This is a genomic window from Mycobacterium sp. MAC_080597_8934 (assembly GCF_000523975.1).
Taxonomy (GTDB): Bacteria; Actinomycetota; Actinomycetes; order Mycobacteriales; family Mycobacteriaceae; genus Mycobacterium; species Mycobacterium avium.
The window spans coordinates 177,174-199,491 of the sequence record NZ_JAOS01000019.1; the positions used below are offsets into that span (position 1 = coordinate 177,174).

Annotated in this window: 22 protein-coding genes and 1 pseudogene; 6 read left to right on the top strand and 17 right to left on the bottom strand. The window is 71.5% G+C overall.

Translation table 11 applies throughout. From position 1 onward, the window contains the following. The first annotated feature begins 2 nt into the window (after positions 1–2). On the top strand, positions 3–542 hold the full coding sequence (locus tag NF20_RS09675; protein WP_003872612.1) for a GNAT family N-acetyltransferase: 540 nt from the start codon (positions 3–5) through the stop codon (positions 540–542). On the opposite strand, the gene NF20_RS09680 is transcribed toward NF20_RS09675, so the two are convergent. From NF20_RS09680 to NF20_RS09705, 6 genes are read right to left on the bottom strand one after another with little or no spacing between them, the layout of a single operon-like run. Continuing rightward, complete coding sequence (locus tag NF20_RS09680) at positions 543–3,263, bottom strand: fumarate reductase/succinate dehydrogenase flavoprotein subunit (protein ID WP_011725443.1); 2,721 nt, start codon at positions 3,261–3,263, stop codon at positions 543–545. After that, complete coding sequence (locus tag NF20_RS09685) at positions 3,263–4,000, bottom strand: ABC transporter ATP-binding protein (protein ID WP_003877618.1); 738 nt, start codon at positions 3,998–4,000, stop codon at positions 3,263–3,265. The genes NF20_RS09680 and NF20_RS09685 overlap by 1 nt, the downstream gene beginning before the upstream one ends. Continuing rightward, entirely contained in the window at positions 3,997–4,857 is an 861-nt protein-coding gene (locus tag NF20_RS09690) for an ABC transporter permease (RefSeq protein ID WP_003872615.1), read from the bottom strand. The genes NF20_RS09685 and NF20_RS09690 overlap by 4 nt, the downstream gene beginning before the upstream one ends. Next, positions 4,854–6,242 carry an ABC transporter substrate-binding protein gene (locus tag NF20_RS09695; RefSeq protein WP_011725444.1) on the bottom strand — a complete coding sequence of 463 codons (1,389 nt, stop codon included), beginning with the start codon at positions 6,240–6,242 and terminating at the stop codon, positions 4,854–4,856. Before NF20_RS09695 ends, NF20_RS09690 begins: the two co-directional genes overlap by 4 nt. Before the next feature lie 25 nt (positions 6,243–6,267). Then, complete coding sequence (locus tag NF20_RS09700) at positions 6,268–6,498, bottom strand: 4Fe-4S dicluster domain-containing protein (protein ID WP_011725445.1); 231 nt, start codon at positions 6,496–6,498, stop codon at positions 6,268–6,270. After that, on the bottom strand, positions 6,495–7,256 hold the full coding sequence (locus NF20_RS09705) for a GntR family transcriptional regulator (RefSeq protein ID WP_019733709.1): 762 nt from the start codon (positions 7,254–7,256) through the stop codon (positions 6,495–6,497). The genes NF20_RS09700 and NF20_RS09705 overlap by 4 nt, the downstream gene beginning before the upstream one ends. 230 nt (positions 7,257–7,486) lie before the next feature. Between NF20_RS09705 and NF20_RS09710 the strand changes: the two genes are divergently transcribed. The 3 genes from NF20_RS09710 to NF20_RS09720 all read left to right on the top strand — a co-directional run bounded on the left by NF20_RS09710 (position 7,487) and on the right by NF20_RS09720 (position 9,391). Next, complete coding sequence (locus tag NF20_RS09710) at positions 7,487–8,293, top strand: hypothetical protein (protein WP_019733708.1); 807 nt, start codon at positions 7,487–7,489, stop codon at positions 8,291–8,293. An 87-nt stretch (positions 8,294–8,380) separates the two neighbouring features. Continuing rightward, the gene (locus NF20_RS09715) at positions 8,381–8,698 is read left to right on the top strand and encodes a hypothetical protein (protein ID WP_009977687.1); all 318 of its coding nucleotides are present in this window, start codon (positions 8,381–8,383) and stop codon (positions 8,696–8,698) included. Between the two features lie 24 nt (positions 8,699–8,722). Beyond that, the gene (locus tag NF20_RS09720) at positions 8,723–9,391 is read left to right on the top strand and encodes a response regulator transcription factor (protein ID WP_009977689.1); all 669 of its coding nucleotides are present in this window, start codon (positions 8,723–8,725) and stop codon (positions 9,389–9,391) included. Here the strand turns inward: NF20_RS09720 and NF20_RS09725 are convergent. Continuing rightward, positions 9,373–10,776, bottom strand: a complete 1,404-nt coding sequence (locus tag NF20_RS09725; protein ID WP_003872622.1) for an ATP-binding protein — start codon at positions 10,774–10,776, stop codon at positions 9,373–9,375. The two genes, NF20_RS09720 and NF20_RS09725, sit on opposite strands and share 19 nt — an antisense overlap. Positions 10,777–10,876: 100 nt before the next feature. Between NF20_RS09725 and NF20_RS09730 the strand changes: the two genes are divergently transcribed. Further along, a complete protein-coding gene (locus NF20_RS09730; RefSeq protein WP_003872623.1) occupies positions 10,877–11,119 on the top strand; it encodes a hypothetical protein in 243 nt (80 codons plus the stop codon). A gap of 4 nt (positions 11,120–11,123) precedes the next feature. Here the strand turns inward: NF20_RS09730 and NF20_RS09735 are convergent, their stop codons facing one another. The 5 genes from NF20_RS09735 to NF20_RS09755 form a co-directional block, all read right to left on the bottom strand. Then, entirely contained in the window at positions 11,124–13,976 is a 2,853-nt protein-coding gene (locus NF20_RS09735) for an aminotransferase class I/II-fold pyridoxal phosphate-dependent enzyme (RefSeq protein WP_009977695.1), read from the bottom strand. A 96-nt stretch (positions 13,977–14,072) separates the two neighbouring features. Further along, positions 14,073–14,462, bottom strand: a complete 390-nt coding sequence (locus tag NF20_RS09740; protein ID WP_009977697.1) for a hypothetical protein — start codon at positions 14,460–14,462, stop codon at positions 14,073–14,075. Next, positions 14,459–14,929: a transcription antitermination factor NusB gene (nusB, locus tag NF20_RS09745; RefSeq protein ID WP_003872626.1), complete on the bottom strand. Its 471-nt coding sequence runs from the start codon at positions 14,927–14,929 to the stop codon at positions 14,459–14,461. The genes NF20_RS09740 and nusB overlap by 4 nt, the downstream gene beginning before the upstream one ends. Next, positions 14,926–15,489 (bottom strand): elongation factor P, encoded by a 564-nt coding sequence (efp, locus tag NF20_RS09750; protein ID WP_003872627.1) that lies wholly within the window; start codon positions 15,487–15,489, stop codon positions 14,926–14,928. Before efp ends, nusB begins: the two co-directional genes overlap by 4 nt. A gap of 87 nt (positions 15,490–15,576) precedes the next feature. Next, positions 15,577–16,686 carry a M24 family metallopeptidase gene (locus tag NF20_RS09755; RefSeq protein WP_003872628.1) on the bottom strand — a complete coding sequence of 370 codons (1,110 nt, stop codon included), beginning with the start codon at positions 16,684–16,686 and terminating at the stop codon, positions 15,577–15,579. 33 nt (positions 16,687–16,719) lie between these two features. On the opposite strand from NF20_RS09755, the gene NF20_RS09760 reads away from it, so the two are divergent. Then, positions 16,720–17,391: a B-4DMT family transporter gene (locus NF20_RS09760; RefSeq protein ID WP_003877611.1), complete on the top strand. Its 672-nt coding sequence runs from the start codon at positions 16,720–16,722 to the stop codon at positions 17,389–17,391. Here the strand turns inward: NF20_RS09760 and aroQ are convergent. The 5 genes and pseudogenes from aroQ to NF20_RS09785 form a co-directional block, all read right to left on the bottom strand. Then, positions 17,388–17,819, bottom strand: coding sequence for a type II 3-dehydroquinate dehydratase (gene aroQ / locus NF20_RS09765; RefSeq protein WP_003872630.1), 432 nt, complete (start codon positions 17,817–17,819; stop codon positions 17,388–17,390). The two genes, NF20_RS09760 and aroQ, sit on opposite strands and share 4 nt — an antisense overlap. Continuing rightward, complete coding sequence (gene aroB, locus NF20_RS09770) at positions 17,816–18,913, bottom strand: 3-dehydroquinate synthase (RefSeq protein ID WP_003877609.1); 1,098 nt, start codon at positions 18,911–18,913, stop codon at positions 17,816–17,818. The genes aroQ and aroB overlap by 4 nt, the downstream gene beginning before the upstream one ends. After that, complete coding sequence (locus NF20_RS09775) at positions 18,910–19,440, bottom strand: shikimate kinase (RefSeq protein WP_003872632.1); 531 nt, start codon at positions 19,438–19,440, stop codon at positions 18,910–18,912. Before NF20_RS09775 ends, aroB begins: the two co-directional genes overlap by 4 nt. A gap of 10 nt (positions 19,441–19,450) precedes the next feature. Then, positions 19,451–20,642 (bottom strand): annotated as a pseudogene (aroC, locus tag NF20_RS09780) (chorismate synthase); the annotation flags it as partial. Between the two features lie 57 nt (positions 20,643–20,699). After that, positions 20,700–22,307, bottom strand: a complete 1,608-nt coding sequence (locus NF20_RS09785; RefSeq protein ID WP_011725454.1) for an ABC transporter ATP-binding protein — start codon at positions 22,305–22,307, stop codon at positions 20,700–20,702. Positions 22,308–22,318: the final 11 nt, after the last annotated feature.

The window sequence follows — 22,318 nt, forward strand, 5'->3', positions numbered from 1 at the left end:
CCATGCCCGAATACCCTCCCGACCGCATCACCGGGCCCCGGCTGTCGCTGCGGCTGCCGGTGCTCGACGACGCCGGCCCGCTGTTCCAGCGGGTCGCCCGCGATCCGCAGGTCACCAAATACCTGCTGTGGGCGCCGCATCCGGACGTGGCGGCCACCCGGCGGGTGATCACCGAGAAGCTCAACGCCAGCGCGGACGAGAAGACCTGGGTGATCGAGCTGCGGCACCGCGGGGAGGTGGTCGGGCTGCTCAGCTGCCGGCGCACCGCGCCGCACTCGGTGGAGATCGGCTACTGCCTGGGCCGGCGGTGGTGGGGCAAGGGCCTGATGTCGGAGGTGCTCGGCATGCTGCTCACCGCGCTGGACGCCGACCGTGAGGTCTATCGCGTGTGGGCCACCTGCAGCGTCGACAACCAGCGCTCGGCGCGCCTGCTGGAGCACGCCGGGTTCTTCCTGGAGGGCCGGCTGGCCCGGCACGCCGTCTATCCCACCATGGGGCCCGAACCGCAGGACAGCCTGCTGTATGCAAAGATCCTGCGCTGACTAGCTTTTCACGGCCCGCTCGCGGTGTTCCAGCGCCCGGCGCGCGTACGCGCGCACGTCGGCGTCGGTGTCCTTGAGCGCGATCCCCAGGGCGTCGCGGGCGGCCGGCTCGCCGGCCCACCGGGTCAGGGCGAGCACCGCGGCCTTGCGCACGTCCAGGTGCGCGTCGCCCAGCGCCTCGCCCAGCAGCGGCACCGCGACCTCGGCGGCCGCACCGGCCAGCGCCCGCGCCGCGCCTTCGCGCACCTGCCACGCCGACGCGCGCAGCGCCTGCGTGATGGCCCCGTAATCGTCTGGGCCGCAGCCCAATTCGCCGAGCGCGGCCAGCCCGGCGGCACGCACCAGCGGGTCGGGGTCGGCGACCAGCGCGCGCACCGCCCCGCCGGCCGGACCCGTCCCGTCGCGCAGCGTCGCCAGCCCGGCGGCGGCCGCGATGCGCACCTCCCGGTTCTCGTCGCCGGCGGCGTCGACCACCCCGTCCACGTCGTCGACGGACACCAGCGCCCGCACCGCCTCGATGCGCACCCGGTGATCGGGATCGCCCAGGGCGCGCCGGTACCGGGCGGCGTCGCCGGCGCGGCGCGCGGCCAGCACGTACAGCGCGGCCGCCCGCACCACCCGGTCGGACGAATCCAGGTGGGCGCGAACCGATTCCGGTTCGGGCAGCACCTCGACCAGCTCCCGGACGCCCTCGGCGGCGGCGGCGCGCACCGCGGCGGCGTCGTCGCCCAGCGCGGCCAGCAGGGCGGGGGCGTATCCCTCGGGGGTGTTCTCGGTCAGCGTCGCCACCGCGGTGCGGCGCACTCCGGGATCCGGGTCACCCAGGTAGGGCGCCAGCTCGGCCACACTCGGCTCGTCGAGTGCCAGCACCGCGGCGATGCGCGGCGACGGCGGCTCGAAACCCGTTGCGGGGGAAGCGATGCGGGAGGCAGCGCTGGCCGGGGCCTGGCCGCCGATCAGCGGCGGCTGCTGCACCGGGTGCACGGTCTGGTCGACCGGCGGCAGCCCGTCCAGCTCCGGAACCGGCACGAAATACGGTGCCACCGGCCGTTTGAGGAACACCATCCGGCCGTCGTCGCCCTTGCGCAGGTTGAGGTGATAGCCCCATTGATTGTCGTCGCGGCCCGGCAGGTCGGCCCGGTCGTGGTAGAGGCCCCAGCGCGATTCGGTGCGGGTGTGCGAGGACCGGGCGGCCATCTCGGCGCAGTCCCGGATGAACGACACCTCCACCGCGCGCATCAGCTCGTGCGGGTTGCGGGCGCCCATCTCGGCGATCTCGGCGCTCATCCGCTCGAAGGTGCGGATCGCGATGGACAGCTTGGCCGCCGTCTTGGGCGGCGCGACGTAGTCGTTGACGAACCGGCGCAGCTTGTACTCCACCTGCGGCTGCGGCGGCCCGTCCGGGTGGCGCAGCGGCCGGTAGATGAGCTCGTGCGCCTCGCGCAGCTGGTCGGCCGGAAGCTGTTGCGGCGCTGCCACATCGGCCAGGGTCGAGGCGGCATGGGTGCCGGCCAGGTCGCCGAACACGAACGCCCCGATCATGTAGTTGTGCGGGACGCAGGCCAGGTCGCCCGCGGCGTACAGGCCGGGCACCGTGGTGCGGGCATGCTCGTCGACCCACACACCCGACGCGGAATGCCCGCTGCACAAACCGATTTCGGAGATGTGCATCTCGATGTCGTGGGTGCGGTAGTCGTGGCCGCGGTTGGCGTGGAAGGTGCCCCGGGTGGGCCGTTCCGTGGTGTGCAGGATGTTCTCCAGCGCGGTCAGCGTCTCGTCGGGCAGGTGCGACACCTTGAGATAGATCGGTCCGCGCGCGGAGTCGATCTCGCGTTTCACCTCGGCCATCATCTGGCCGGACCAGTAGTCGGAGTCCACGAACCGCTCGCCCTGCGCGTTGACCTGATACCCGCCGAACGGATTGGCGACGTAGGCACACGCCGGGCCGTTGTAGTCCTTGATCAGCGGGTTGACTTGGAAGCACTCGATGCCCGAGAGCTCCGCGCCGGCGTGGTAGGCCATCGAGTAGCCGTCGCCGGCGTTGGTCGGGTTCTCGTAGGTGCCGTACAGGTATCCCGACGCGGGCAGCCCGAGCCGGCCGCACGCCCCGGTCGCCAGGATGACCGCCTTGGCGCCGACCGTGACGAATTCGCCGGTGCGGGTGTGCAACGCGGCGGCGCCGACGGCGCGGCCACCGCTGTCGGGGTCGACCAACACCCGCACCGGCATCAGCCGGTTCTCGATGCGGATCCGCTCGCGCATCGAGCGTTGCCGCAGCACCCGGTACAGCGCCTTCTTGACGTCCTTGCCCTCGGGCATGGGCAGCACGTACGACCCGGAGCGGTGCACGCGGCGCACGGCGTATTCGCCGTGCTCGTTCTTTTCGAACTTCACCCCGTAGCGCTCCAGCCGCTGCACCATGGCGAAGCCGCGGGTGGCGGTCTGATAGATGGTGTGCTGGTTGACGATTCCATCGTTGGCGCGGGTGATCTCGGCGACGTAGTCCTCGGGTTCGGCCTTGCCCGGGATCACCGCGTTGTTGACGCCGTCCATGCCCATCGCCAGCGCGCCGGAGTGCCGCACGTGCGCCTTCTCCAGCAGCAGCACCTGCGCCCCGTGCTCGGCGGCCGACAGCGCGGCCATGGTGCCCGCGGTGCCGCCGCCGATCACCAGGACGTCACAGTCCAGCCGGAGCGGGGCGGTGGGGTCGGGTATCTGCATCAGGCGGCCTCCGCGTGGTTGAGTGCGTCGATGATCTGCGCCCGCAACTCGGCGTGCGGGCGGTCGCTGCGCGGCTCGGGCACCTCGACCGACGCCCGCGGCGGCTCGCCGGCGCGGCCCAGCACCACGATGCGGTCGCCCAGGGCCAGCGCCTCGTCGACGTCGTGGGTGACGAACACGATGGTGGTCGGGTGGGTGCGCCAGGTGTCGATCAGCAGCCGCTGCATGGCCGCGCGGGTCCGGGTGTCCAGCGCGCCGAACGGCTCGTCCATCATCACCGCGCGCGGCGCCCCGGCCAGGCCGCGGGCGAGCTGGACGCGCTGGCGCATCCCCCCGGACAGGCTCTTGGGCAGGTAGTCGCCGAACCCGGCCAGCCCCAGCTCGGAGATCCACCGCTCGGCGGCCGCGCGCCGGCCGGCCCGCGGCTGGCCGCGCAGCCGCAGCGCCAGTTCGATGTTGGACCGCACCGTGCGCCACGGCAGTAAGGCGTTGTCCTGGAACACCATTGCGCGATCACCCGAGGTACCGGTGACCGGCACGCCGTCGGCCAGCACCCGGCCGCCGTCGGGGGTCAGCAGGCCGGCCAGGGCCCGCAGTACCGTCGACTTGCCGCAGCCCGACGGCCCGGTCAGCACCAGGATCTCCCCCGGGCGCACCACCAGGCTCAGCTCGTTGATCACCGCGGGGCCGTTGTAGGACAACCGAACTCGGTCCAGCTCGAGGCGCATGGCGGTCACCGCGCACCGTCCTGGGCGCGCGGCAGCCACCGGGTCACCCGCCGGCCCACCAGTTCGACGGCCGCCGACGTGGCGAACCCCAGCACGCCGATGGTGATGATGCCGACGAACACCTGCGGGTAGGCCAGCACGGTGTAGTCCTGCCAGGTGCGGTAACCGACCCCGAGACGGCCCGAGATCATCTCGGCGGAGATCACGCAGATCCAGGCCACGCCCATGCCGACGGACAGGCCGCCGAACACGCCCGGCAGGATGCCGGGCAGCACCACCTGGGTCAGCACCTGCCAGCGGCCGCCGCCCAGCGTGCGCACCGAGTCCTCCCACAGCGTGGGCAGCGCCCGCACGGCGTGCCGGGTGGAGACCATGATCGGGAAGTAGGCCGCCAGGAACGTGATGAACACGATGCCGGCCTCGTCGGTGGGGAACAGCAGGATGGCCACCGGCACCATCGCGATGGCCGGGATGGGCCGGGCCAGTTCGGCTAGCGGCCCGAACACGTCGGCGAACAACCGCGAACGGCCCAGCAGCACACCGGTCGCCACCCCGATGACGGCGGCCAGCCCGAAGCCGGTCAGGATCCGCAGCAGCGACTGCGCCAGATCCAGCCAGTACTCGCCGGCCGCCAGCCGGCGGTGCAACGCGCCGACGATCTCGGTGACGGTGGGCAGCGTGTCGAAGCGCAGCAGCAGCCGCACCTTGTCGGCGGTGAGCAGCTGCCACAACCCGATGGCGGCGGCCACCGAGACCACCCGAAGCACCCGCGACTGCCACCGCAGCGTGCCGCGGCGGGGGCGGGCCAGCGGGGGCGCCGAAATCACGCCGCCCACCACCTGATCGGCCACCACTTGGGCTGTCATACCGAACCTCCCAGTGCCTGTTGGTAATTCACGGCGATGCTGCCGGGGTGCGCGGCCAGGTAGCGGCCCGCCCCGGCTGCGGTGCCGAACGGCAGATAGTTCTGCCCGTCTTTGACCCAGAACGCCTTGTCGGCGAACCAGCGGGTGCCGAACTCGGTGTCGGGGACGTAGGCCGCGCGGACCCGCGCGCCGCGGCCGAGCGCGTCGCGCACCGCCCGCAGCAGGCTCGCCGGGTCGGCGGTGGTCTGCGTCGTGTCGGCGCCGTCCAGCCACAGCTCGCCGGCTAGCGCCGGGTCGCCGCGCAGCGTGGACGGGTTGGTGGTGCGCGCCCGGGCGGCTTGGTAGTCCAGCCCGCGCGCGGTGAACACCGCCCGCAGTGGCTCGTCCACGACGAACTTGTCCACGTCCAGGTCGGCGAAGTCGCCGATCGACTTCAGGTAGGGCACATCGCTTTTCAGCGCTTCGGTCAGCGACGGCTTGAGCGTGGTGTCGAACGAGGTGCCGCCCGGGCCGTTGTAGAGGTACACCACCTCCGGGGGCAGCCCGCTGGCGTCGGCGACGATGCGGGCGGCCTGCAGCGGGTGCGTGTTGAGGAAATCGGTGGCGTCCAGTTGCGCCTGCAGGAAGGCGGCCAGCACCTCCGGGTGGGCCGCCGCGTAGGAGCGGCGCACCACCACACCGTGCAGGGTGGGCAGGTTCAGCTCGGCCCCGTCGTAGAGCAGTTTGGCCTTGCCCTGGAACACCAGCAGACCGGGCCAGGCCACGAACTGCGAAAGCGCTTGCACCTGACCGGATTCCAGCGCCGACGCCCCGACCTGGGGCTGCTGGTTGAGCACCTCGACACCGTTGACGCCGGCCCGGCTCAGGGCCCGCACCAGGGTGCCGTGGCCGGCCGAGCCCACGCTGGCCGAGACCTTGGCGCCGGCCAGGTCGGCCAGGTCCTTGGCCCGCGACTCCGGGCTGACCACCACCATGTTCAGCGCGCCCTTGGGGTTGTAGCCGGTGATGGAGACCATCTCGGTGCGGGCCAGCGGGTTGGCCTGCGTCTTGGAGCCGTTGATCAGCATCGGGTAGTCGCCCATCGAGCCGATGTCGATCTTTTCGGCGAGCATCTGCGCGGTGATCGGCGCCCCGGTGTCGTAATCCTGCCAGCGCACCGCGTATTTGGTGCCGGTGCGGGTGGTGATGTCGGCCAGGCGGCGCTCCAGGTAGCCCTGGGCGCGCAGCAGCGTGCCCGCGGTGACGGTGTTGATGGTCTTGGACTGGTAGCCCACCACCACGTTGACCACCCCGGCCGACTGGGACAGGGATTCCAGCGAGCACCCGGTGCCCAGCGCGGCGACCGCGATCAGCACCGACGCCAGCAGGGCGGCATGTCTTCTCATGGAAGTTCCTGGGGGTGAACGCTTTTCAGCGAAGCAGGTAGGGCATGTTGACGGTGACCGCGCCGGTCGGGCAGCGGGCGGCGCACGGGCCGCAGTACCAGCATTCGTCGACGTGCATGTAGGCCTTGCCGGTGTCGGTGTCGATAGCCAGGGCATCGAGCGGGCAGACCTCGACGCACAGCGTGCAGCCCTCGATGCACAGCGACTCGTCGATGGTCACCGGCACGTCGACGCGGGTGTTGTGGATCAGCGTCATGAGTTGCTCCTCATCGGCTCGGCTCTGAACAGGTTGCCGCGCATGGTGATTCGATCGCCCCGCATCCGGATGTACTCGAGGTCGACGGGAGTGCCGTCGGCCAGGCTGGTGAGCCGCTCCAGCATCAGCAGCGCCGCGCCGTCGGGCACCTGCAGCGTGGCCGCCGAATGCGCGTCGGCGGGGATGGCCTCGAGCGCCAGCGCCGCCGAGCCCAGCCGCTGCCCGCTGACCTGTTCGATGAGGGCGAACACGTCGTTGGTCTCCAGCGAATGCTCCAGCACCTGGCGGCCGATCGGGGGGGCCAGGTAGGTGAGGTCCAGGCTGAGCGGCAGCTCGCCGAGGTAGCGCAGCCGCTCGATGAACACCGCCTGCTCCCCCGGCGCCAGCCGCAGTCGGCGGGCCACCGACGGCGGCGCCGTGACCGGCATCGCCGCGCGCACCTCGTTGCGCACCTCGCCGAGGCCCTTGAACGTCTCCTTCAGCCCCAGCAGCGCGTCCAGGGCGTGGTCGTATTTGCGCTGCGCGACATGGGTGCCCACCCTGGGCCCGCGGTCGATCAGGCCTTCGCGCTTGAGCACGGCCAGCGCCTCGCGAATCGTGTTGCGCGACACCGAGAATTCGTCGGCCAGCTCCAGTTCGGCGGGCAGGCCGTCCGGGTAGGCGTCGGCGTGGATCTGCTGGCGCAACACGTCGGCCACCCGTCGGGCCCGGTCGGCCCGCGGTCCCCCGATCGGTACTGGATGCGCCACGACGGTCACGCTAACGCAGCTCAGGGGCGGTTTCCGGGCCGGCGACCGGGGTCGCAGCCGGCGACCGACGGCATTGCGCCGGGTGGCGTTCGGGCCCGACCAGCCAAAACCGCGGCGCGCCGGGTCATTGCGCCACCCGCGGCCACCGGCGGGGTTTGTGATCCGGATGAGCAGAACTGCCGGCCCGGTCACGCTACGGTGGGCATGCTGAACATCCCGATGACGGAGGATGACCGCACATGAGCACAGCTGACGGGGTGTCGAGCCAGACCTGGACCAAGGTGCCCGCGATCACGCTGGGCTTCTGGGTGATCAAGGTGTTGGCGACGACGCTGGGCGAAACCGGCGGCGACACCGTCACGATGACGCTGGATTGGGGCTACGCGGCCGGGGTGGCGCTCTTCGGTGTCACGCTGGTGCTGCTGGTGGCGGCGCAGATCCTGGCCGCGCGCTTTCACCCCGTCCTCTATTGGGCGACGATCGTGGCGTCGACCACGTTCGGCACCGTGCTGGCCGACTTCGCCGACCGTTCGCTGGGCATCGGCTACACCGGCGGGTCGCTGCTGCTGTTGGCTTGTCTGCTGGCCACTTTGGGTCTTTGGCGCTGGTCGCAGGGCACGGTGTCGGTCGCGACCGTGCACACGCCGAAGGTCGAGGCCTTCTACTGGGCGACCATCACGCTCTCCCAGACGCTGGGCACCGCGCTGGGCGACTGGCTGGCCGACACCCGCGACTTCGGCTACCGGCGCGGCGCCCTGGTCTTCGCGGCGGGCCTGCTCGTGGTCGCCGGCCTGTACTTCTGGACGGGCGTGTCGCGGGTCGCCCTGTTCTGGGTCGCGTTCATCCTCACCCGGCCGCTGGGGGCGACCGTCGGCGATTTCATCGACAAGCCCGTCGCCCAGGGTGGCCTGGCGTGGAGCCGCCCGCTGGCCACGGCGGTGCTGGCGGCGCTGATCGCCGTGCTGCTCATCGTGATACCGCAGCGGCCGGGCCGGCACCCCGGAAGGCCGGAAACCGGTGCGGCGCAATCCCCCACTGCGACCTGACTCTCAACGATTTCACAGCGAATTCTGCGTACCGTCGTCGGCGGCGAGACCAAATCAGGACCGGACGAAGGAGCGGGCATGCCACCCGTGCCACGGCAGCGGGTCGGGGCGCCGCTGATGATGCTTCCCCCGATGGGCTTGCGGGAACAGCCGATCCACGAATGCCCCACCATGTGGTTCAACCGCGATTTCTTCGAATCCCCTTGGCCCGGCTGGACGGTCGACGTCGATCTGACCCGGCCGACGACGTTCGTCAGCCACACCGATCCCGGCGAGACACTGCGCGGCCACCCGGTGCGCATCAGGCTGGAGCATCCGGGCGTGCTGTGGGTGGCGACGAACCGGTTCGCCCGGATGGGCGGCCCGTTCGCCGAGGTGCTCATCGAGGCCCGCTGGCCCGACTAGCGGGGGTCGACGTAGCGTGAACGCATGAAAGTCCTGCTCGTCGAGGACGAGCCCCGGCTGGCGGCGACGGTGGCGCGGGGACTCAAGGCGGAGGGATTCGTGGTGGTGACCGTCGGCAACGGCGTCGACGGCCTGGCCGAGGCCACCGAAAACCCTTTCGACGTCGTCATTCTCGACATCATGCTGCCCGGCCGCAGCGGGTACGAGGTGCTGCGGCGGATGCGGTCGAACAACGTGTGGACACCGGTGCTCATGCTGACCGCCAAGGACGGCGAGTACGACGAGACCGACGCCTTCGATCTGGGTGCGGATGACTATCTGACCAAACCGTTTTCGTTCCGGGTGCTGGTGGCGCGGCTGCGGGCGCTGGTGCGCCGCGGCGCGCCGGAGCGGCCGGTGGTGCTAACGGCCGGGTCGCTGTCGCTGGATCCGGCCCGGCACACCGTCCAGCGCGGCTCCACGCCGATCGCGCTGACGCCGCGCGAGTACGGGGTGCTGGAGTTCCTGATGCGCAACAAGGACGTGGTGGTGACCAAGGCCGACATCCTGGCGAACGTGTGGGACGCGCATCACCACGGGCCGGACAACGTGGTCGAGGTGTACGTGGGCTACCTGCGCCGCAAGATCGATGTTCCGTTCGGCACCAACACCATTGAGACGATCCGGGGGGTCGGTTACCGGCTGCTGTGCTGAGCCGGGTGTTGCGGCAGGGCCACCGTCAGGGTGGTGCCCCCGCCCGGCCGGTCCCCGATGGTGACGGTGCCGCCGTGCGCCGCGACCACCTCGGCGACGATGGCCAGGCCCAGCCCGGCCCCACCGCCGCTGCGCGCGCGATCGGTGTCCAGCCGCACGAACCGCTCGAACACCCGGCTCCGCTGCGCCGGCGGTATGCCCGGGCCGTCATCGCCGACGGTGAGCACCGCCGTCCCGTCACGGCTGCCGACCTCGATGGCGACGCACGAAACCGCGTGGCGCACAGCGTTGTCCACCAGGTTGCGGATCATGCGCGTCATGGCCGTCGGGTCGGCGAGCAGCCGCGCCGGGCGGATATCGGTGTGGACCGCGCAGTCGGCGTCGCGGCGCACCCGGGCAGCTTCCGCCTCGGCGAGGTCGTCGAGAGCCACCGGCTCCTTGCGCCGCAACAGGTTTCGCTCGTCGGCGCGGGCCAGCAGCAGCAGGTCGTCGATCAGGGCGCGCATCCGGTGCGCCTCGGGCAGCAGGGTGTTGACCGCCAGCTCGGCGTCCAGCAGCTCGGGGTGCGCCTCGGCCACCTCCAGCCCGGAGATGATGGTGGTCAGCGGGCTGCGCAGCTCGTGCGACGCGTCGCCGACAAAGCGTTGCTGAGCACGGTGTCCCGCTTCCAGCCGGGACAGCATCTCGTTCATGGTGACCGCCAGGGCCGCGATCTCGTCGCGGCCGTCCGGGACCGGCACCCGCTCGGCCAGGTCCGACGCCGAGATGTCGGCCACCCGGGCGCGGATCGCGTCCACCGACTTCAGCGACCGACGCACCAGCCAGTACGTCGCGCCGGCCGCCACCGCGACGATGACCGGCGCGGTAGTGGCCAACAGGATCGCCAGGGTGCGTGCGGTCGCCTCGACCGCCTCGCTGCCCCCGCCGACCAGCACCGTGTACACCCCCGAGCGGGTGGCGACCTTCTGGCCGCTGACCCGCATGTCGTCGCCGGACACCGCGTCGTCGGGCAGGCCGCGGCGCAGGGTGAAGTCGAAATCAGCGGTCGGCACCAACGGGGTGGCCGGCGCGGAGCCGGACCGCTTGACCACGCTGCCGTCCGGACCGATCAACTGGGTGGCCACCACCCGCTGGTCGGTGGTCAGCAGGGCGTTGTCGAGTTCCTCGCGTGAATCCGACTGCAGCGCCTTGGCGATGTCGCGAACCCGTTCGGCCGCAGCGTAATCCACGCCGGACAGCAACGACCGGTACAGGATGGCGTCCAATCCCGCGCCGGCCACCGTCAGCGCGCAGAACACGACGATCGCCGCGACCGCCGCCGAGCGGGCGGAGATACCCAGGTGCACGCCTTCGATTCTGCAGGCCCGCGCCCCGCCGGAGAACACCGAGAACGGTGCGCTTCTCAGCGGCCTCTCAGCGGCCCCGTCCTAGGCTGGCACCGACATGGTTGGTACTGCACGCCCGCCGCGCGGTGAGCATCGAGCGATGGCCCGGATGCTGGTCGCCGCCGTCGTCGCGGTGGGCTCCGGGGTGCTGGTGGCGGCGCCGGCCGGCGCCGACCCGAGCCCGTTCGGCACGCTGAGTTCGAGTTGCCGGGACCAGGCCGCGGCCGGCCGGGACGCCCTCATCCAGGGCATCCACCGCGGTGTGGCCGACTGGCCGGTGAGCGCCCCGCACACCTCGGCCCGCACCACCTGCCCCGCCGGGCCGACCCCGGCCACCGGCTGAGAGCTCAGCCTCCGTCGGCGACCGACGGCACCGCGCCGGCGCCGTTGTGCGCGCCGTTGCCGCCGGAGGCGTCCGCGGGCAACTCGAAGGCCGCGGTCACCGAACCCACCGCGGCGGTCGCGGCGTTGCGCTGCGCCTCCATCCGCGCCAGCGCGGTGTCGGTGAACACCGACAGCCCCAAATCCGGGTTGTAGCCGTGGATTTCCTTCACGTCGAGCTGGGCCAGGAAGTAGACGATCTCCTTGGACACCACCTGGCCGGGCACCAGCACCGGGAAACCCGGCGGGTAGGGCACCACGAAGGTGGTCGACACCAGGTTCTTGCCCTCGGCCAGCCGCCGCCCGGCCGTGCCGATCAGCACGTGCTCGCGGTCGGACTCCTCGTACCCGGCGTAGAACGCCGACCGCATGTCGCCGAAGTTGCATTCGTCGACCGGCCGGAAGGCAACGTCGAATTCGCTGAAGTCGGGCAGGTGCGGCAGGTCCTCGGTGATCTCCTCGACGTGGCGTCGTTGCAGCGCCCGGTCGGCGGCGCTGGCCTCCTTCTGGATGCGATCGAAATCCGTTGCCACCCTTCGTAACACGTCGAGCAGATAGTGGACGCTGGACCAGGTGACGCCGATGGTGAAGATCAGCAGCACGCTGTTGATCGAGGTCTTGTTGATCTGGATGCCGAAGCGTTCCATCAGGATCTTCTCCCGGAAGTCGTACCCGTTCATGCCGGTCGCGCCGACGAACAGGGTGACCCGGGTGGCGTCCAGCACGAACTGGTCGGAGCGCCACGCCTCGTTCCACTCGGCCAGCGCCCCCTGCCGAACCTCGCGGTAGGAGCTCACAGACGACGCCCGGAACTCCTCGGGCACCAGGTCGGACTCGTCGAGGATGCGGAACCACTTGCTGATCAACCGGTCCTTGCGGACCCGGTGCCGGAACACCAGCGCCATGTCGTAGACCTGCCGGACCAGCTGGAAGCCCTCGATGTCGACCTGGCGGCGGGCCAGATCCAGCGACGCCAGCAGCTGTTGGTTGGGCGAGGTCGAGGTGTGGGTCAAAAACGCCTCACCGAACGCGTCGCGGGTGAGCGCGTTGAAATCCTGGTCCCGCACGTGGATCATCGACGCCTGGCGCAGCGCCGAGAGCGACTTGTGCGTGGAATGGGTGGCGTAGACCCGCACCCGAGCGGTGGCCGGGTCGGGCAGCAACTCCCGCTCGATCCACTCCGAACGGTCCACGCCCTGCATCGACGCGGCCCATTTCCGGTACTGCTCAACGTAATCCGGCGAGGCCAGCATCTGCTCGAGCCGCTCGGCGGCCACCATCGCGGTGCGCTGCCGGGCCCACGGCACGGCGGTGGCGAACGCGTACCACGCCTCGTCCCACAAAAAGCAGATGTCCGGTTTGATCGCCAGCACCTCCTGCATGACCTGCAGCGGGTTGTAGACGACGCCGTCGAAGGTGCAGTTGGTCAGCAGCAGCATCCGCACCCGGTGCAACTGCCCGGCCGCCTCCAGGTCGAGCAGGGTCTGCTTGATGGTGCGCAGCGACACCGCCCCGTAGATCGCGAACTGCGGCAACGGATAGGCGTCCAGGTACAGCGGGTACGCCCCAGCCAGCACCAGCCCGTAGTGGTGCGATTTGTGGCAGTTGCGGTCGATCAGCACGATGTCGCCGGGCCGGGTCAGCGACTGCACGACGATCTTGTTGGCGGTCGACGTGCCGTTGGTGACGAAGTAGGTGTGGTCGGCGTTCCAGGTCTTGGCCGCCTTGTCCATCGCCTTCTTGATGTTGCCGTGCGGGTCCAGCAGCGAGTCCAGGCCGCCGGAGGTGGTGGAGGTTTCGGCCATGAAGATGTTGCGGCCGTAGAACTCCCCCATGTCCTGCAGCGAGCGGGAGTTGAAGATGCTGGCCCCGCGCGCCACCGGCAGCGCGTGGAACTGGCCGACCGGGGCCGCCGCGTACGCCCGCAGCGCGTCGAAAAACGGTGTGGCATAACGGTTCCGCAGCCCGGCGAGCACCGTGCTGTGCAGGTCGGTGACGTCGTTGAGCCGGTAGAAGGTGCGGTCGTAGACGTCGGGTTCGGTGTCGTCGCCCGCCGCGATCGACTCGTCGGTGAGCAGATACAGGTCGATGTGCGGGCGCAGCTCGCGGATCCACTCGCCGCACTCCACCCAGTCGTTGGCGCGGTCGGGGATGACGCCGTCCGCGTCCTCGTTGGGCCCGAGCAGGGTGTTCATCAGCGGCAGCCGGTCGCGGGAGCGCAGCGGCAGGTCGTCGCGGATGATCGCGGCCTGGATCTCGCCGTTCAGCGCGACCGCGGTGATGGCGTCCTCGACGCTGGGCACCACCAGGATCTCGAACTGCACGTCGTCGGACGGGTTGCGCAGCGCCCGCAGGCATTCGGCCAGGCTGTCCGGTGCGGTGCTGGGGGCGTCGTCGGCCAGCAGCACGGTGTAGAAATGCTGCTGCTTGGCCTGGGCCACCAGCTCCTGGTCGTCCAGCGGCGCCGACGTGTCGAAAAGCCCTGCGCGATCGCCGTATTCGCTCAACAGCCGCACCGCCAGGGAGACCTCCTCGGTGAGCCGCACCGTGGACAGGCTCTCCAGGTGGGCGCGGAAGATCGCCAGGTTCTCCGCGCCGGGGTACAACCAGTAGCGCTCGTAGGCGGCGATGCGGTCCAGCAGGCGCTTCACCCGGGCCACGTCGTGCGTCTTGTCCAGCCCGGCCAGGTCGACCTCGGCGAGGTGCCGGCAGGCGTCGTCGAGCAGATTCCAGGTGTCCACCCGGGCGTACGACGGGTTGGCCACGGCCGCCAGCGCGGACACCCGCAGCCGTCGCGGCTGGGTGCTGTATCGGATCATGACCTCACCTGCTCTTCTCGCATCGCCGCCGCTGCAGTCCAGCTCGTATTGTCATCCCGCCGCGCCCCCGCCCGTGGTCGTTTCACCTCAGCTTGGTCAGCGATCCGGCTCGTCGTCACCGTCGATCACCCGCCGGTTACCCCGGCCGCCGTCCACCCAGCGCAGCACGGGCAGCTCCCAGCGGCGGGCCGGCAGCTCGGTGACGTCGGACAGTGAGCGCACCACGCCCTGGGTCAGGCCCATGATCGCGGCCATCACCGGCAGCAGCGGCCGCAGCGGCGTGGCCGCCGAGCGCACGGTGCTGATCCGGCGGGCCACCGCCACCCGTTCGACGCAGTGATACAGCCAGGCGCCCACGCCCAGGGCGTGGATCGCCAGCACCGAGGCGACGATGCTCAGGTGGTAGGCGGCGCACACCACCGCGCCCACCACCACCGTCGCCGCCAGCACGGCCGCGACGACCAGGCGCAGCTCCAACCGGGTCACGTGTCCCGGGGACCCCGCACCGCCCGGGCGGCCGCCCTGATCTGCGGCGTCACCAGCATGACCTGGCCCAGCACGCCGTTGACGAAGCCCGGCGAGTCGTCGGTGGACAGCTCCTTGGCCAGCTGGACGGCCTCGTCGACGGCGACCGGCTCGGGCACGTCGTCGGCGTACAGCAGCTCCCACACCGCCACCCGCAGGATGGCGCGGTCCACGGCGGGCAGCCGGTCCAGCGTCCAGCCCTGCAGGTGCGAGCTGATCAGGTCGTCGATGTGGGCGGCGTGGTCGCCCACCCCGCGGGCCACCGCGGCCGTGTACGGCTGCAGGGGCGCCACTTCGGGGTTAGTGTCGGCCAGGCCGGTCCGGACGTCGACCACCTCGGCCGGGCTCAACCCCCGCGCCTCGGCCTCGAACAGCAGGTCGACCGCGCGCTTGCGGGCCTGATGGCGTCCCCTCAGGGGTTTGCTCACGCGTTGACGCGCCCCAGGTAGCTGCCGTCGCGGGTGTCCACCTTGAGCTTGTCGCCGGTGTTGATGAACAGCGGCACCTGGATCTCCGCGCCGGTTTCCACGGTGGCGGGTTTGGTGCCCGCGCTGGACCGGTCGCCCTGCAGGCCGGGCTCGGTGTGGGTGACCTCCATCTCGACCGACACCGGCAACTCGATGTACAGCGGCGACCCGTTGTGGAACGCCACCTGCACCGGCATGCCCTCCAGCAGGAACCGGGCCGCGTCACCCACCAGCGACTCGGGCAGCGGGTGCTGCTCGTAGTCCTGGCTGTCCATGAAGACGAAGTCGCTGCCGTCGCGGTACAGGTAGGTGGTGTCGCGGCGGTCGACGGTGGCGGTCTCCACCTTCACCCCCGCGTTGTAGGTCTTGTCGACGACCTTGCCGGACAGCACGTTCTTCAGCTTGGTCCGCACGAACGCCGGGCCCTTGCCGGGTTTGACGTGCTGGAACTCGACGATCTGCCACAGCTGGCCGTCGATCACCAGGACCAGTCCATTCTTGAAATCGGCAGTGCTTGCCACGGTGCGCCTATATCTCCTCGGGGATGGACGGCCGGCGGTGCGGCCGTCGTGGGACTTGTCGGCCAGTTTAGAGGGCGCCGGCGGGCGTCAGGCCAGGACGGCCAGCTCCTTGGGGAACCTGGTCAGCAGCTCGGGGGGCTTGCCGGCGGTCTCCGGCGGCACCACCAACGTGTCCTCGATGCGCACGCCGCCGCGGCCGGGCAGATAGACGCCGGGCTCCACGGTCACCACCGATTCGGCGCGCAGCGTGCCGGTGGAGGTGGCGCCGATGCCCGGCGCCTCGTGGATCTCCAACCCGACGCCGTGGCCCAGGCTGTGGCTGAACTGCTCGCCGTAGCCGGCGTCGGCGATCACCCGGCGGGCCGCGGCGTCCACCTCGCGCAGGTCGGCGCCGGCCCGCAGCGCCTCCCGGCCGGCCCGCTGCGCGTCGGCGACCAGCCGGTAGATCTCCAGCTGCCAGTCGGCCGCCTTGGTCAGCACGAAGGTGCGGGTCATGTCGGAGTGGTAGCCGCCGACCAGCGCCCCGAAGTCGATCTTGACGAAGTCGCCGTCGGCCAGCACCGCGTCGGTGGGGCGGTGATGCGGGATCGCCGAGTTGGCGCCGGTCGCCACGATGGTCTCGAAGGAGATCCCGTCGGCGCCGTGGTCGAGCATCAGCGCCTCCAGCTCCCGGCTGACCTCGCGTTCGGTGCGGCCGGGCCGCAGCCCGCCGCCGTCCACCAGCGCGGTGAGCGCGGCGTCGGCCGCCTCGCAGGCCAGCCGCAGCAGCGCGACCTCGCCGGCGTCCTTGACCTCGCGCAACGCCTCGACGGTGCCGGCGGCCTTGACCAGCTCGGTGGCCGCCTTGCGGCCGTCCAGCTCACCCGTCAGGGCGTCGAATCCGTCGACGGTGACCACGTTGCTCTCGAAGCCCAGGGTGCGTGCGCCCGCCTCGGCGGCGCGGCCGGCCAGATAGCGGCCCAGCGCGCGTTCGATGGCGACGTCGAGGTCGGGGGCCTGCTCGGCGGCCTGGGTCCGGTACCGGCCGTCGGTCGCCAGCACCGGGGGCCGGTCGTCGGCGAACACCAGCAACGCGCCGTTGGAGCCGGTGAATCCGGACAGGTAGCGGACGTTGATCAGGTCCGTGACCAGCAGCGCATCCAGTCCGTCGGCCTCGAGTCGTGCCCTGAGCCGGTCCCGGCGTTGAGAATGTGTCACGGGTCTTGACGGTACTCGCTACGCTTTTGGGCCATGAGTAACTGGATGCTGCGCGGATTGGTGTACGCCGCGGCGATGGTCGTCGTCCGATTGTTCCAGGGTGCGCTGATCAACGCGTGGCAGACGCAGGCCGGGCTGTTCAGCGTGGTGCTGCTGCTGTTGTTCGTCATCGCGGTGGCGGTCTGGGGCGTGTTCGACGGCCGGGCCGACGCGATCGCCAACCCCGACCCGGACCGCCGCGGCGACCTGGCGATGACCTGGCTGCTGGCCGGCCTGGTCGCGGGCGTGCTCAGCGGCGCCGTCTCCTGGCTGATCGCCCTGGTGTACAAGGGCCTCTACACCGGCGGGCTGATCAACGAGGTGACGACGTTCGCGGCGTTCACCGCGCTGTGCGTCTTTCTGCCCGGCATCATCGGCGTGACCATCGGCCGCTGGCGGGTGGACCGCAACCCGCCGCCGCGCCGGCCCGGCCACGACGACGAGCGCGCCGACACCGACGTTTTCTCCGCGGTGCGCGGCGACGACGCGCCCACCGGCGAGATTCCGGCGGCCGGCGCCCAGACCGAGGCGCACACCGCGGCGGTCGCCACCGCCGAGCGGGAGGCCGAATCGCCCACCGAGACGATCCCCAGCGCCGGGGACGACCCGAAGACCGAGGTGATCCGCACCGAGCCCGAACCGGGCGGCGAACCCGGCAAGGCCTAGGCGGGCCGGCCGGCCAGGTAGCGCAGGGCGAGCAGATAGCCCTGCACCCCTAGCCCGACGATCACCCCGGTGGCCACCGGGCTCAGGTAGGAATGCCGCCGAAACTCTTCGCGCGCATGCACATTCGAGATGTGCACCTCGATCAGCGGGGCGCTCAGCTCCGCGCACGCATCACGCAACGCCACCGAGGTGTGGGTCAGACCGCCGGCGTTGAGGATCACCGGCTGGTTCGCGTCGGCCGCCCCGTGGATCCAGTCCAGCAGTTCGGCTTCGCTGTCGCTTTGCCGCACAATGGCTTTCAGCCCCAGCGCGGCGGCCTCGGCCTCGATCAGCGCGGCCAGCTGGTCGTGCGTGGTGTCGCCGTACACGTCGGGCTCGCGCCGGCCCAGCCGGCCCAGGTTCGGGCCGTTGATCACCTGCACGATCATGAGGCGTCCTCGTCGGCCAGGGCGGCATACGCCGCCGCCAGCAGCGACGGGTCCGGGCCGGCCAGCCGGCCCGGCTTGGCCAATCCGTCCAGCACCACGAACCGCAGCACCCCGGCGCGGGACTTCTTGTCCCCGGCCATGTATTCCAGCAGCTGCGGCAGCGCGTCGGCGTCGTAGCTGACCGGCAGGCCGAGCGCGGACAAGATGGTGCGGTGCCGCCGCGCGGTGGCGTCGTCGAGCCGCCCGGCCAACCGGGCCAGCTCGGCGGCGAAGACCAGGCCCACCGACACTGCCGCGCCGTGCCGCCACCGGTAGCGCTCGCGGCGCTCGATCGCATGCCCCAACGTGTGCCCGTAGTTGAGGATTTCGCGCAGCTCCGACTCCTTCTCGTCGGCGGCGACGACGTCGGCCTTGACCGCGATGGCGCGCTGGACCAGCTCGGCCAGCACCTCGCCGGACGGGTCCACCGCGGCCCGCGGATCGGCCTCGATGAGGTCGAGGATCGCCGGATCGGCGATGAAGCCGGCCTTGACGACTTCGGCCATGCCGGCCACCAACTCGTTGGGCGGCAACGTGTGTAGCGTCGCGAGGTCGACCAGCACCGCGAGCGGCTGGTGGAAGGCGCCGACCAGGTTCTTGCCGGCGTCGGTGTTGATGCCGGTCTTGCCGCCGACGGCGGCGTCGACCATGCCGAGCAGGGTGGTGGGCACGTGCACGATGTCGACGCCGCGCAGCCAGGTGGCCGCCGCGAAACCGGCGACGTCGGTGGCCGCGCCACCGCCCAGGCTGACCAACGCGTCCTTGCGGCCGATTCCGATGCGGCCCAACACTTCCCACAGGAAGCCGACGACCGGGAGGTCCTTGCCGTCCTCGGCGTCCGGGATTTCGATGCGGTGCGCGTCAACACCCTTGTCCGCCAACCGCTTTCGGATCACCTCGGCGGTCTCGGCGAGTACGGGCTGGTGCACGACGGCGACCTTGTGCCGGGCGCCGAGCAGTTCGTCCAGCTCGCCCAGCAGCCCGGTGCCGATGATCACCGGGTAGGGCGGGTCGACGGCCACCTGCACGGTCACCGGTTCGCGGGTGGTTCTCATGTGGCGGCCCGGCAGGCATCGGTGGCGGGCAGCCGCGACACGATGTAGCGCACCACCGCGCCGGGGTTGCGCCGGTTGGTGTCGACCCGGATGGTGGCGGCCCGCCGGTACAGCGGGCTGCGCTCGGCCAGCAGCGCGCGGTACTTCTCGGCGCGATCCGGCCCGGCCAGCAGCGGGCGCACCGTGTTGCCGCCGGTGCGCCGCACCCCCTCGGTGGCGCTGATCTCCAGGTAGACGACGGTGTGGCCGGCCAGCGCCTCGCGCACCCCGGGGCTGGTGACCGCGCCGCCGCCCAGCGACAGCACGCCGTCGTGCTCGGTCAGCGCCGCGCGCACCACCTCCTCCTCGATGCGGCGGAACTCCCGCTCGCCGTCGGTGGCGAAGATCTCGGCGATGGGCCGGCCGGTGCGCTGCTCGATGGCCGCATCGGTGTCCAGGAAACCCACCCCGAGCGCCTTGGCCAGCCGCCGCCCGATGGTGGACTTGCCGGAGCCCGGCAGCCCGATCAGCACCGCTTTGGGCGCCATCACGCGGTTCCCGGGCGGCCGGCGCCTCGCGCTCGGCGACCGCCGCCGGTAGGCGTCGATGTTGCGGCGGGTCTCGGCAGCGAGTCGCCGCCGAACTTCTGCAGCGCCGCGCGGGCCAGCACCAGCGCCACCATGGCCTCGACCACCACCCCGGCGGCCGGCACCGCGCACACGTCCGAGCGCTGGTGGATGGCGACGGCCTCGTCGCCGGTGGCCATGTCGACGGTGGCCAGCGCGCGCGGCACGGTGGAGATCGGCTTCATCGCGGCGCGCACCCGCAGCGGCTGGCCGTTGGTCATGCCGCCCTCCAGCCCGCCGGCCCGGTTGGTCGAGCGGACCACGCCGTCGGGGCCGGGGTACATCTCGTCGTGGGCCTGGCTGCCGCGGCGGCGGGCGGTGGCGAAACCGTCGCCGATCTCCACCCCCTTGATCGCCTGGATGCCCATCACCGCGGCGGCCAGCTGGCCGTCCAGCCGGTTGTCGCCGCTGGTGAACGAGCCCAGCCCGACGGGCAGCCCCAGCGCCACCACCTCGACCACGCCGCCCAGGGTGTCGCCGTCCTTCTTGGCGGCCTCGATCTCGGCGATCATCGCCTGTTCCGCCGCCTCGTCGTAGGCGCGCACCGGGCTGGCGTCGATCGCGGGCAGGTCGCCCGGGCCCGGGGGCGGCCCTTCGTACGGCGCCGACGGGCCGATCGCGATCACGTGCGAGAGCACCTCGACGCCGAGCGCCTGGCGCAGGAACGACCGGGCGATGGTGCCCGCGGCCACCCGCGCCGCGGTCTCGCGGGCGCTGGCCCGCTCCAGCACCGGCCGGGCGTCGTCGAACCCGTACTTGAGCATGCCGGCGTAGTCGGCGTGGCCGGGCCGCGGCCGGGTCAGCGGGGCGTTGCGGGCGCTGTCGGCCAGCTGCGCCGGGTCGACCGGGTCGGTGGCCATCACGGTTTCCCACTTGGGCCATTCGGTGTTGCCGATCTCGACGGCGATCGGTCCGCCCAGGGTGAGGCCGTGCCGCACCCCGGACAGCACGCTCACCGCGTCCCGCTCGAAGCTCATCCGGGCGCCGCGGCCGTACCCGAGGCGGCGCCGGGCCAACTGTTCGGAGATGTCGGTGGAGGTGATCTCCACCCCGGCGACCATGCCTTCCAGCACGGCCACCAGCGCGCGGCCATGCGACTCCCCGGCGGTGATCCAACGCAACACGGGTCCCATCTTCCCATGTCGAGTTCCGAAAGGCCGATTCGCGCAGGCCCCCCACGTTCAGGAGGGGGACAGCGCCGGATGCGCCAGCCGCCGGCCCGGGACCGCGTCGAGCAGCGCGCGGGTGTAGTCCGCGGCCGGCGCGGCGAACACCGCCGCGGTGTCCCCGGTTTCCACGACGCGCCCGGCGCGCAGCACCACGACGCGGTGCGCCAGTCGCCGCACCACCGACAGATCGTGCGAGACGAACAGATAGGTCAGCCCCAGCTGCCGCTGCAGCCGCAGCAGCAGGCCGACGATCTGGTCCTGGGTGACGACGTCGAGCGCGGACAGCGGTTCGTCGAGCACCACGATCTGCGGGCGCAGCACCAGGGCGCGGGCGATCGCGACCCGCTGGCATTCACCGCCGGAGAGCTCGCCCGGCCGCCGGTCCAGCTTGTCGTCACTCAAGCCGACACTGGCCAGGGCCTCGGCGATGCGCTGCGCGCGGCGGGCCCGGTCGTCCACCCGGTAGGACCGCAGCGGGCCGTCCAGGATCTGGCGCACCGTCCAGCGCGGGTCCAGCGCCGACCCCGGGTTCTGGTAGACGAACTGGATGTCTTGCCAGTGCCGGCGCCGGGCCCGCGCCGGCAGCGCGGCGACATCGCGGCCCAGCACCCGCACCGTGCCCCGGGTGGGGGTGAGCAGGCCGACGACCATTTTCGCCGTCGTCGACTTGCCCGACCCGGACTCCCCCACCAGCGCCAGCGTCTCGCCCCGCCGGACGGTGAAGGCCACCTCCGCCACGGCGGTGTGCCGGGCCCGGGCACCGAGCCGGAACTCCTTGGCGACGCCGGCGACCTCGATGACGTCCTCGGAGCCGGCGGGCGCGGCGGCCGGCGCCGGAGCCGTGAGCCGGCGGACGAGATGCGCGGCGTACTCGGTGCGCGGGGCCGCGACGATGGCCTCGGCCGGCGCGTCCTCGACGACGACGCCGCCGCGCATCACCACGATGCGCGACGCGTGATCGGTGGCCACCCCGATGTCGTGGGTGATGAAGACGACGGTGGTGCGCTGCTCGGCGACCAGCCGATCGAACACGGCCAGCACGTGCCGCTGGACGGTCACGTCGAGGGCGGACGTCGGCTCGTCGGCGATCAACAGCCCGGGGTTGAGGGCGAACGCGATCGCGATGAGCACGCGCTGGCGCATGCCGCCGGAGAGCTCGCCCGGATACTGTTTCAGGCGCTGCGCGGGGCGGTCGATCTCCACCCGGTCCAGCAGCTCGATGCAGCGCCGCCGCGCCTCGCGCCGGGACAACCGCTCGCCCTTCAGGGGGAAGATCTCGGCGATCTGGGATCCGATGCTGCGCACCGGGTTCAACGACGTGGCGGGATCCTGCGGCACCAATCCCACGGTGCTGCCGCGCAGCCGGCACCACTGCCGTTCGCTCAGGCCCAGCACGTCGCGACCGGCGATGGTTAACGACCCCGCGGTGATCCTCGCGGCCGCCGGCAGCAATCCGACCACCGCGTTGGCCAAAGTCGTTTTGCCCGAACCGGATTCACCGACCACGGCGACGAATTCGCCCGACGACACCGCCAGGTCGACGCGGTCCAGCGCCACCCTGGGCACCGCACCGGGATAGGTCACGGTCAGACCGGACACGTCGAGCAGCGGTGGACCCATTGTGCGTTCTC